This is a genomic window from Nocardioides immobilis, assembly GCF_003515065.1.
In the GTDB taxonomy this organism is placed as follows: domain Bacteria; phylum Actinomycetota; class Actinomycetes; order Propionibacteriales; family Nocardioidaceae; genus Nocardioides; species Nocardioides immobilis.
The window spans coordinates 37777-47861 of sequence record NZ_QXGH01000016.1 but is presented as its reverse complement, the minus strand read 5'-3'; the positions used below and the strand labels follow the sequence as shown (position 1 = coordinate 47861).

11 protein-coding genes are annotated in these 10085 nt (G+C 70.9%); 8 read left to right on the top strand and 3 right to left on the bottom strand.

Annotated elements, in window-relative coordinates:
* The first annotated feature begins 36 nt into the window (after window positions 1-36).
* The gene (gene hemB, locus D0Z08_RS12665) at window positions 37-1029 is read left to right on the top strand and encodes a porphobilinogen synthase (protein WP_118925616.1); all 993 of its coding nucleotides are present in this window, start codon (window positions 37-39) and stop codon (window positions 1027-1029) included.
* A gap of 57 nt (window positions 1030-1086) precedes the next feature.
* On the opposite strand, the gene D0Z08_RS12660 is transcribed toward hemB, so the two are convergent.
* Window positions 1087-2265, bottom strand: coding sequence for a lytic transglycosylase domain-containing protein (locus tag D0Z08_RS12660; RefSeq protein ID WP_118925615.1), 1179 nt, complete (start codon window positions 2263-2265; stop codon window positions 1087-1089).
* Window positions 2266-2543: 278 nt separating this feature from the next.
* Between D0Z08_RS12660 and hemL the strand changes: the two genes are divergently transcribed.
* The 6 genes from hemL to ccsB all read left to right on the top strand — a co-directional run bounded on the left by hemL (window position 2544) and on the right by ccsB (window position 8560).
* Window positions 2544-3878: a glutamate-1-semialdehyde 2,1-aminomutase gene (hemL, locus tag D0Z08_RS12655; RefSeq protein WP_118925614.1), complete on the top strand. Its 1335-nt coding sequence runs from the start codon at window positions 2544-2546 to the stop codon at window positions 3876-3878.
* On the top strand, window positions 3878-4591 hold the full coding sequence (locus tag D0Z08_RS12650) for a histidine phosphatase family protein (protein WP_118925613.1): 714 nt from the start codon (window positions 3878-3880) through the stop codon (window positions 4589-4591). The genes hemL and D0Z08_RS12650 overlap by 1 nt, the downstream gene beginning before the upstream one ends.
* Window positions 4592-4680: 89 nt before the next feature.
* Window positions 4681-5163 carry a TlpA family protein disulfide reductase gene (locus D0Z08_RS12645; protein WP_245993914.1) on the top strand — a complete coding sequence of 161 codons (483 nt, stop codon included), beginning with the start codon at window positions 4681-4683 and terminating at the stop codon, window positions 5161-5163.
* Entirely contained in the window at window positions 5156-5917 is a 762-nt protein-coding gene (locus D0Z08_RS12640; RefSeq protein ID WP_118925611.1) for a cytochrome c biogenesis CcdA family protein, read from the top strand. Before D0Z08_RS12645 ends, D0Z08_RS12640 begins: the two co-directional genes overlap by 8 nt.
* A gap of 7 nt (window positions 5918-5924) precedes the next feature.
* Window positions 5925-7535 carry a cytochrome c biogenesis protein ResB gene (gene resB / locus D0Z08_RS12635; RefSeq protein ID WP_118925610.1) on the top strand — a complete coding sequence of 537 codons (1611 nt, stop codon included), beginning with the start codon at window positions 5925-5927 and terminating at the stop codon, window positions 7533-7535.
* The gene (gene ccsB / locus D0Z08_RS12630) at window positions 7535-8560 is read left to right on the top strand and encodes a c-type cytochrome biogenesis protein CcsB (protein WP_118925609.1); all 1026 of its coding nucleotides are present in this window, start codon (window positions 7535-7537) and stop codon (window positions 8558-8560) included. Before resB ends, ccsB begins: the two co-directional genes overlap by 1 nt.
* A gap of 1 nt (window position 8561) precedes the next feature.
* Here ccsB and D0Z08_RS12625 read toward each other — a convergent pair whose 3' ends face one another.
* Complete coding sequence (locus tag D0Z08_RS12625) at window positions 8562-8780, bottom strand: hypothetical protein (RefSeq protein WP_118925608.1); 219 nt, start codon at window positions 8778-8780, stop codon at window positions 8562-8564.
* 78 nt (window positions 8781-8858) lie between these two features.
* Between D0Z08_RS12625 and D0Z08_RS12620 the strand changes: the two genes are divergently transcribed.
* A complete protein-coding gene (locus tag D0Z08_RS12620; protein WP_118925607.1) occupies window positions 8859-9155 on the top strand; it encodes a DUF4229 domain-containing protein in 297 nt (98 codons plus the stop codon).
* Between the two features lie 37 nt (window positions 9156-9192).
* Here the strand turns inward: D0Z08_RS12620 and D0Z08_RS12615 are convergent, their stop codons facing one another.
* Window positions 9193-10074 (bottom strand): 1,4-dihydroxy-2-naphthoate polyprenyltransferase, encoded by an 882-nt coding sequence (locus tag D0Z08_RS12615; protein ID WP_118925606.1) that lies wholly within the window; start codon window positions 10072-10074, stop codon window positions 9193-9195.
* Window positions 10075-10085 lie beyond the last annotated feature (11 nt).

Below are 10085 nucleotides of genomic sequence, written 5' to 3'. Positions count from 1 at the left end.
CAACCTTGACACTTCGGCGTGCGCGACAATGACCCCGTGAGCGACATCGAGCGCCCCATCATCCGCCCGCGGCGGCTGCGGACCACTCCGGCGATGCGGGAGATGGTGGCGGAGACGACACTGCGGCCGTCGCAGCTGGTGCTGCCGCTGTTCGTGCGCGAGGGCCTCGACAACAGCACAGCGCCGCGGCCCATCGAATCCATGCCGGGGGTCGTCCAGCACTCCCGCGACTCGCTGCGCAAGGCGGTCGCCGAGGCGGCCGAGGCAGGGATCCGCGGTGTGATGGTGTTCGGGATCCCGGAGAGGAAGGACGCGCTCGGCTCGGGGGCCGTCGACCCGGACGGCATCCTCAACGTCGCGATCGGTGACGTCGTCGCCGAGGTCGGCGACGCGGTCGTGGTGATGAGCGACCTCTGCCTCGACGAGTTCACCGACCACGGGCACTGCGGCGTGCTGACGGCCGACGGCCGGGTCGACAACGACGCGACGCTGGCGGCGTACGCCGAGATGGCGGTCGCGCAGGCGGCGGCCGGCGTCGACCTGGTCGGTCCGAGCGGGATGATGGACGGGCAGGTCGCTGTGGTCCGCGCGGCGCTCGACGCGGCCGGGTACGCCGACACCGGCATCCTCGCCTACGGCGCCAAGTACGCCTCGGCCTTCTTCGGGCCGTTCCGGGAGGCCGTGGACTCATCCCTCCAGGGAGACCGCCGGACCTACCAGCAGGACCCCCGCAACGCGCTGGAGGGCGTCCGGGAGGCGGTGCTCGACGTGGAGCAGGGCGCCGACATCGTGATGGTCAAGCCGGCGCTGGCCTACCTGGACGTGCTCCGCCAGGTCCGGGACACCGTTGACGTTCCGGTCGCGGCCTACAACGTCAGCGGCGAGTACGCCATGGTCGAGGCGGCCGCCGCCAACGGCTGGATCGACCGGGAGCCGGCGATCCTCGAGACGCTCACCGCGATCCGGCGGGCCGGCGCCGACATCATCCTCACCTACTGGGCCGTCGAGGCCGCCGGCCTGGTGCGCTGACAGCAGGAATGACGAAGGCCCCGGACCAGCAGGTCCGGGGCCTTCGTCATGGCTGTGTCAGAGTCCGTAGGAGCTCAGGCACTGCTCCTTCTTGGCCGGCTCGAGCAGGAACTGCGCGGTGCACTGCAGCTGAGCCTGGACCTTGCTGAGCGGGCCCAGCAGGCCGTCGATCAGGTTCTCGAGCGGCTCGTCGATCGGCGTGTTCGTGTTCGGGACGTTGTCATCGTCGGGGTCGAGCGGGTTCTTGTTGCCACCACCGCCCGGCGGGGGCTGCGTCGGCGGCTGCGTCGGCGGGTCCTCGCCGCCACCGTCGTCGTCGCCGTCATCGTTCGGGACGTAGCCGTCGTCGCCGGAGATGTCGGGCTGACCGGACGGGCCGTCGTTGTTGGCGCCGTTGTTGGTGCCCGGGTTGTAGCTCGGGGCCTCCGGCACGACGTAGCCGGCGGAGGTGGTGTTGTTCGGGATCGTGGTGAAGTCGCCCTCGAGGTAGGCGTCCATGATCGACAGCACCAGGTCGACGTACGACTGGCTGTGGTTGTAGCGGAAGACCGCGGACCGCTGGCCGACCACCGTCGACAGGTCGTCCTTGCCGGAGCAGAGGTAGACCGCGGTGGCGAGCGCCGAGTCGTCGATGTCCTGCGGGTTGCGCTTGGCGTCGCCGTCAGCGTCCAGGCCCACGATCGACCAGGTCGACGGGATGAACTGCATCGGGCCGATCGCGCGGTCCCAGCGGGTGTCGCCGTCGAACTGGCCGGCGTCGGTGTCGCTGATCGCCTTGGTGCCCTTGCGGCCGTTGAGCGCGATGCCGTAGATGCCGGGCTGCGCCACGCCGTCGTCGTCGAGGACGTTGCCGCCGAAGCGACCGTGGTTGGACTCGACGCGGCCGATCGCGGCCACGAGCTGCCAGGTGAGGTTGCAGCTGGCGTCGGCCTTGTTGATGATCGCCTCAGCGCGCTGGTAGGCGGCGAGGGCGGCCGACGGGATCTGGTTGGTGGACGCGGTCGCGACGATGTTCTGCGTGTTGCCGGTCGGGCTCAGCTCGCCCGGGTCGGACACGCTCGCCGGGACCTCGTACTCCTCGTCCGACACGCTGGTGCCGTCCGGCAGGGCGCCGTCGGGCTCCTGGCTGGCGGAGACGGCGGGGGTGACCCCGCCGATGCCCGCCACGCTGGCCGTCCAAGCGGCTGACAGCAGTGCGAGCGGAACGATCGTGGCGGCCCTTTGCAGCCGTCCCAAGCGCTTCCTCGACATTCGGTCTCTCTCCCCGGCCCTTCGATCGGCCCCAAATTCGGTCACGCGAGCCTCTCCCCAGTGAACCGGGCCCGCTGTGTCGTCGCGCCTGCTCCCACGGGTGCGACAACGGTAAGAACGAATGGTGTCACACTTACGTTACGGGTGTCACACCGTCCATTTTGGGTGTCACCGGCGTGGCACACACCACAGTACCCGTGAAAGGCGTAGGACAGACTGCCCCCGAGGAGTAGATCCGTCCTCCGATCGGCCACAATGACTCGGTGACGCCCGCCCCGACGCCCTGCTCCGAGGAGCTCTTCGACCGAGCGCGCGCCGTGACCCCGGGCGGCGTGAACTCGCCCGTCCGAGCGTTCAACGCGGTCGGCGGCACCCCGCGCTTCATCGCGTCGGCACGCGGCCCCTGGCTGACCGACGTCGACGGCAACGAGTACGTCGACCTGATCTGCTCCTGGGGCCCGATGCTGCTCGGCCACGCCCACCCGGAGGTGGTCGCGGCCGTCCAGGCGGCAGTCGCCCGCGGTACGTCGTACGGCACGCCCACCGAGGGCGAGGTCACCCTGGTCGAGGAGATCATCGGCCGCACGCCGGTCGAGAAGGTCCGGCTCGTCTCCTCCGGCACCGAGGCGACGATGTCGGCGATCCGCCTCGCCCGCGGCTTCACCGGCCGCGACGTGGTGGTGAAGTTCGCCGGCTGCTACCACGGCCACCTCGACGCGCTGCTCGCCTCGGCCGGCTCGGGGCTCACGACGTTCTCGATCCCGGGTACGCCCGGTGTCCCGGCGTCCTCGACCGCGCTGACCCTGGTGCTGCCCTACAACGACCGCGCCGCCGTCGAGGCGGCCTTCGCCGAGCACGGCGACCGGATCGCCTGCCTGATCACCGAGGCCGCACCCGGCAACATGGGCGTCGTCCCGCCCGAGCCCGGCTTCAACGCGTTCCTCGCCGAGACCTGCCGCCGCCACGGGGCGCTGTTCGTCAGCGACGAGGTGATGACCGGGTTCCGGGTCTCGCGCAGCGGTCAGTGGGGCACCGACGGCGCGGTCGAGGGCTGGCGTCCCGACCTGGTGACCTTCGGCAAGGTGATGGGCGGCGGCCTGCCCGCGGCTGCGTTCGGCGGCCGGGCGGACGTGATGGCCGCGCTCGCACCGGACGGCCCCGTCTACCAGGCCGGCACCCTGTCCGGGAACCCGATCGCCACCGCCGCCGGCCTCGCCACGCTCCGGCTGGCGACTCCGGACGTCTACGACCACCTCGCCGCCGTCGCCGACACCCTCCGTGCCGGAGTGGCCGATGCGTTCACGGCGGCCGGCGTGCCCCACGTCATCCAGTCGACGGGATCGATGTTCTCGGTGTTCCTCACCGACGAGCCGGTCCGCGACTTCGCCGGTGCCTCCCGCACGGACGTGGCGGCGTACGGCGCCTTCTTCCACGCCATGCTCGACCGCGGCGTCCACCTGCCGCCCTCGGCGTTCGAGGCATGGTTCGTGTCCGCCGCTCACGACGACCGAGCGGTGCAGACCGTGCTCGACGCCCTGCCCGCGGCAGCCGAGGCCGCCGGGTCCCGACAGGCTCGACCAGCGAACGGAGAGAGCTGATGGCCACGCCCGACACCGTCGTCCACCTGGTACGCCACGGGGAGGTGCACAACCCCGACGGCGTGCTCTACGGGCGGCGCGACGGCTTCCACCTGTCCGACCTCGGTCGGGACATGGCCGAGAAGGCAGCGGCGTCGCTCGCGTCGCGTGACATCACCGTGCTCCGGTCCTCCCCGCTGGAGCGCGCGCAGGAGACAGCCGCCCCGCTCGCCGACAAGCTCGGGCTCGAGGTCGGGCTCGAGCCGCGGGTGATCGAGTCGACGAACCGGTTCGAGGGCCTGACCTTCGGCCGCGGCAACAACGCGCTGCGCAACCCGCTGCTGTGGCGCTACCTCTACAACCCGTTCAAGCCGTCGTGGGGCGAGCCCTACAAGCAGATCGTCACCCGGATGATGGCCGCCGTCCACGACGTACGACGCGACGCGGCCGGCCACGAGGGCGTGATCGTCTCCCACCAGCTCCCGATCTGGACGACCCGCCTGCACGCGGAGGGCCGGTCGTTCCTGCACGACCCCCGGCGCCGGCAGTGCACGCTGTGCTCGGTCACCTCGTTCCACTTCGTGGGCGACAGGCTGACCCAGGTCAGCTACCACGAGCCGGCGATCGACCTGATCCCGAAGGGTGACCGCAGCGCACCGTTCTCGGCCGGCGACGCTCCCGTCGAGAAGCGCCCGGAGGGCGCCCTCCCGCCCGAGGAGCTGGACGAGTCCTGAGCATCCTCCGCTTCGCCGCGCCGGCAGTCGTCGGCGCTCTCCTCCTCACTGGCTGCACCGACATCTCGGGCACCGGTGACGGCGACTACGTGCCCGGCGACGGCAAGGTCGTCGAGGTCGCTGTCGATGATCGGGAGGACCCGGTCGACATCGCCGGCGAGACGGTGCAGGGCGACGACCTCGATCTCGCGGACCTGCGTGGGCAGGTCGTGGTCGTCAACATGTGGTGGTCGGGCTGCGGTCCCTGCCGCACCGAGATGCCGATGCTGGTCGAGGCGGAAGCCGAGCTCCCGGCCGACGTGACCGAGTTCGTCGGCATCAACATCCGCGACCTCGCTCCCGAGAACGCCGCGGCGTTCGAGCGCGACCTCGGTGTCGACTACCCGTCGATCTACGACCCCGGCAGCACCGGCGTCGACGCGTTCGGCCGCTACGCGCCGTACGCGCCGCCCACGACCTGGGTCCTCGACCGCGACGGCCGGGTGGCGGCGCTGATCAACGGTCCGGTGCCGTCGAAGAGCACCCTGACGGCCGTCGTCGAAGACGTGCTGGCGGAGTCGGCCGATGGGTGAGTGGTTCCAGACCCAGGCTGCGACCGGGTCTCTGACGCTCGCCGTACCGGTGGCTGTGATCGCTGGTCTGGTCTCCTTCTTCTCCCCGTGCGTCATCCCGCTGCTGCCCGGCTACATGTCCTACGCGACCGGGCTGTCCGGTGCTGATCTTGCTGCCGGGGAGGCCACCCGCCACCGCTGGCGGATGCTCCTCGGTTCGGTGCTCTTCGTTCTTGGCTTCGCGGTCGTCTTCGTGCTCCTGGGCGCCGCATTCGGCGGTGTCAGCTCGCAGCTGCGGTCGTGGCAGGACGAGATCACGATCGCCCTCGGCCTGATGCTGATCGTGCTCGGGCTGGTGTTCGCCGGCGTCGTGCCCTGGTTGCAGCGGGACTGGCGGATCCACAAGATCCCCGCGGTCGGGCTCGGAGCCGCACCGTTGATCGGTGCCCTCTTCGCGATCGGGTGGACGCCCTGCATCGGCCCGACGTACGGCGTGATCGCCAACCTGACCTACGCCGACGCGACCGCCGCACGCGGTGCGCTGCTCTCCCTGTTCTACGCACTCGGGCTCGGGATCCCGTTCATCCTCGCCGGCCTCGCCTACCGGCGCACCCTCGGCGCCGTCGCCTGGGTGCGCCGCCACCAGGTCTGGGTGATGCGGGTCGGCGGCGGGTTCCTCGTCCTGCTCGGAGTCGCGATGTTGACCGGGTGGTGGGACCACCTGGTGCAGTGGGTCCAGCTCCAGGTCGTCGACTACGGCGAGACCGCGCTGTGAGTGCCGGATGAGCTCACCCGACGAACGCCCCGTCGGCCGGGGCGAGCTGACCGCGCGCGAGCTGGTCCGGTGGACCTGGCGCCAGGTCACCTCGATGCGGACGGCGCTGGTCCTCCTGCTCCTGCTCGCGCTTGCCGCGATCCCCGGCTCGGTGGTCCCCCAGGCGGGGGTCGACGCGATCGCGGTGACCCGCTGGAAGGACGAGCACCCCGACCTCACGCCGATCTACGAGAAGCTCGACCTCTTCTCGGTCTACGACTCGATCTGGTTCTCGGCGATCTACCTGCTGCTCGTGCTGTCGCTGGTCGGCTGCATCGTGCCCCGGCTCTTCGTCTACGCCCGGGCGTTCCGGGCACAGCCACCGCCTGCGCCCCGCAACCTCTCCCGCCTCCCGGACCACTCGTCGTACGAGACGGCGCTCCCGGCGGACGAGGTGCTCGCCCGGGCGCGCGCCGTGCTCGGGAAGCGCTACCGGCTGCGGAAGGCGGAGGACGCCTCGGCGGGCGGGGACGCGGTCAGCGCCGAGCGGGGCTACCTGCGCGAGGCCGGCAACCTGCTCTTCCACCTGTCGGTGCTGATCGTCCTCGCCGGGTTCGCGATCGGCGGCCTCTTCGGCTACCAGGGCGGCGTGATCCTGGTGCAGGGGTCGACGTTCGGCAACAACCTCACCCAGTACGACGACTTCGACCCCGGGGGTCTCTTCACGCCGGAGCAGCTCGACGAGTTCGACTTCACCGTCGAGGACTTCGACGTCGAGTGGGTCGAGAGCGGCGCCGGCGCCGGGACCGCGCGGGGCTTCCGGGCGGGGCTGTCCTACCGCGAGGGCGATGCTCGGGAGCAGGAGTACAACCTCCGGGTCAACCACCCGTTGTCGATCAACGACACCGACGTCTTCCTCATCGGCCACGGCTACGCGCCGGTGATCACGATCCGTGACGGCGAGGGCAACATCGCCTCCACCGGGCCGACGCCGTTCCTGCCGCAGGACCAGTCGTTCGTGTCGTTCGGGGTCGTCAAGACGGCGGCGGCGGAACCCGGCCAGATCGGGCTCGAGGGGCTGCTCTACCCGACCTTCTACCTCTACGACGGTGACCCGGCCTCGGTGTTCCCCGACGCCCGCAACCCGCTGGTCTCGATGCTCGTCTACACCGGCGACCTCGGTCTCGACACCGGCGAGTCCCAGTCGATCTACGTCCTCGACAAGAGCAACGCCACCCAGGTCACCGACGAGGACGGCAAGCCGTTCCGGGTCGACCTCTCGGTCGGCGAGACCGTCAAGCTGCCCGACGGCCTCGGCTCGGTGACCCTCGAGGGGGTCAAGCCGTGGGTCCGGGTCCAGATCAGCCAGACGCCCGGCAAGGAGGTCGCGCTCCTCGGCGTGGTCCTCGCCCTGATCGGCCTGTGCGGGTCGCTCTACGTCCGGCCGCGCCGGGTGTGGGTGCGGGCCCGTACTGTGGCCGCGGGCGACGCCGGGGACACAATGGCCGGCAGGACGACAACGGTCGTCGAGGTCGCGGGGCTCGACCGGTCCGGCAACGGCGACCTGGCCGAGGTGCTGGCCGACCTGGTCGCGGACCTGAAGAAGGCAGCACCGCAGGACGAAGGAGATCTGCCCTGATGACCAACGCTGCGTGGGAGACCCTCGGCAACCAGGCCGTCGCTGCGGCCGGGCTCGCCTACTTCATCGCCCTGCTCGTGCACCTGGCGGAGTGGGCGGCGCTGCGCCAGCCCGCTGCCCGTGAGGCCGCGCTCGTCGGCGAGACCCGTGGGCTCGAGAACGATGCGTTGGTCGAGGAGGTTGCGCTGCAACCGTCCCGAGACCTCGGTCGCCGTACGGCGAGCGAGCGGGTCGCGTTCCTCGGCCGGCTCGGCTTCCTGGTGACCTGCATCGCCGCCGCTGCCCACCTGGTCGCGATGGTCGGGCGCGGGATGGCCGCGGACCCCAACCGGGTGCCGTGGGGGAACATGTACGAGTTCACGGTCTCGGGCACCTTCGTCGTGACGCTGATGTACCTCGTCCTCCACCGCCGGTTCCGGCTCGACTGGATGGCACCGATCGTCGTCGGCTTCGTGCTCACGATCCTGATGGTCGCGGTGATCTGGCTGCACGAGCCGGTGCAGCCGCTGATGGAGTCACTCAACTCCTACTGGCTGGTCATCCACGTCGTGTCCGCCGTCATCGCCACCGGAGCGTTCACGCTCGGCGGCATCGCGTCGATCATGTACCTGGTCAAGATGCGCGCCGGCGAAGGCTCGACCACCAAGGGCGGCTGGCTCAGGCGGGTACCCGGCCTCGACACCCTCGACAAGCTGGCCTACCGCGTGCACGCGTTCGCGTTCCCGGTGTGGACCTTCGCGGTGCTCATCACCGGGCCGATCTGGGCGCACGAGGCCTGGTCGCGCTACTGGAACTGGGACCCCAAGGAGGTGTGGGCGTTCATCACCTGGGTGGTCTACGCCTGCTACCTGCACGCCCGCGCGACCGCCGGGTGGAAGGGCCGCAACGCGGCGATCCTCGCCCTGGTCGGGCTGGCCACGCTCTGGTTCAACTTCATCGGGATCAACTACTTCTCGTCCACCAGTCAGCACTCCTACGCGATCGAGGGGCCGGAGCTGGTGCAGCGGACGACGGTCCTGGAGTAGGTCAGGTCTCGTCGGGCGGGTTCAGCCGCTTGCGATCGAGGTCGCGCAGGAAGTCCTCGTCGTCGTCCGGCGCCACCGGCCGCGGGGGCGGGCCGGGCCGCTTCGGGCTCTTGGGCCGCGGCATGCTGGGACGCTCGCCGGTCCCGCGCTCCTGGAGCGCACGAGCGACGAGGTAGGTCACAGTCGCGAAGACCAGGACGACCACCAGCAGCTTGAGCACACCTCCAGGGTAGATCGTCCCTGGTCACCTGTGGTCACGGATTGAGAACAGTCCTCCTCCGGCACCTACCCTGGACCGGTGAAGGAGTTCTGGGTCTACACCTTGCTGCGCCTCGGTCTGTTCGCCGGGTCGTTCGGCATCGTGCTCGGCATCTGGCTGCTGGCGATCAGCGGCGGCGACTGGTCGTCGCTCGTGCGCGACGAGGTGGACCGGGCGATCTTCTGGTCGGTCATCGTGGCGTTCATCGCCAGCGGCGTCGCGTCGTACTACCTGCTGCGCCACCAGCGGGAGGGGTTCGCCGCCAAGGTCGAGGCGCGCGCGGGCAAGGTGTCCGAGCGCCTCGCCGAGCAGCGCTCGAAGGAAGACGCGGACTGACCTTCGGGTAGCACGGGCGCGTTGCCCGCAGGCCGCGTCACCCGGCGGCGAGCCCGATCCCGCAGCCGACCGCCCACAGCAGCTCGGCGAGCCCGGTCTGCTGCAGCACGGGGATCAGGCCGGGGCCGGCCGCGCCGCCGAGCACGATCCGGCAGGCCGGCAGCGCGAACGCGAGGAACGGCAGGCCGAGCAGGGCCCAGGGCGTCGTGAGCACGGCGACCCCGACCAGGGCGCCGGCCGAGAGCAGGACGAGCGTGGCGAAGAAGCCACGAGTACGGCGGTCGCCGAGCCGGACCGCGAGCGTGATCTTGCCCGACACGGTGTCGGTGGGGATGTCCCGCAGGTTGTTGGCGACGAGGATCGCGCAGGCGAGCGCGCCGATGCCGGCGCCCGCGACGACCGCCGCCCAGCCGCTGTCGCCGAAGGTCTCGGTCTGCACGTAGGTGGTGCCGACGACGGCGACCAGGCCGAAGAACACAAAGACCATGACCTCGCCGAGCCCGAGGTAGCCGTAGGGCTTCGAGCCGCCGGTGTAGAACCAGGCCGCGAGCACGCAGAGCAGGCCGACGGCGACCAGCCACCAGGCGGTGGTGGCGGCGAGCACCAGCCCCGCGACACCGGCGACGCCGAACGCCAGGAACGCCGCCCGCTTCACCGCGGCCGGCGAGGCGAGCCCGGACCCGACCAGCCGGAGCGGTCCGACCCGCTCGTCATCGGTCCCGCGGATGCCGTCGGAGTAGTCGTTGGCGTAGTTGACCGCCACCTGCAGCGCGAGGCTGACCACGAGCGCGAGCAGCGCCTTCCACCACACCGCGTCGTCGTCGTACGCCGCGACGCCGGTGCCGGCGATCACCGGCGCGACTGCGGCGGGGAGGGTGCGCGGACGGGCGCCTGCGAGCCAGTGGGAAGCGGTGGCCATGATGCTGGGAT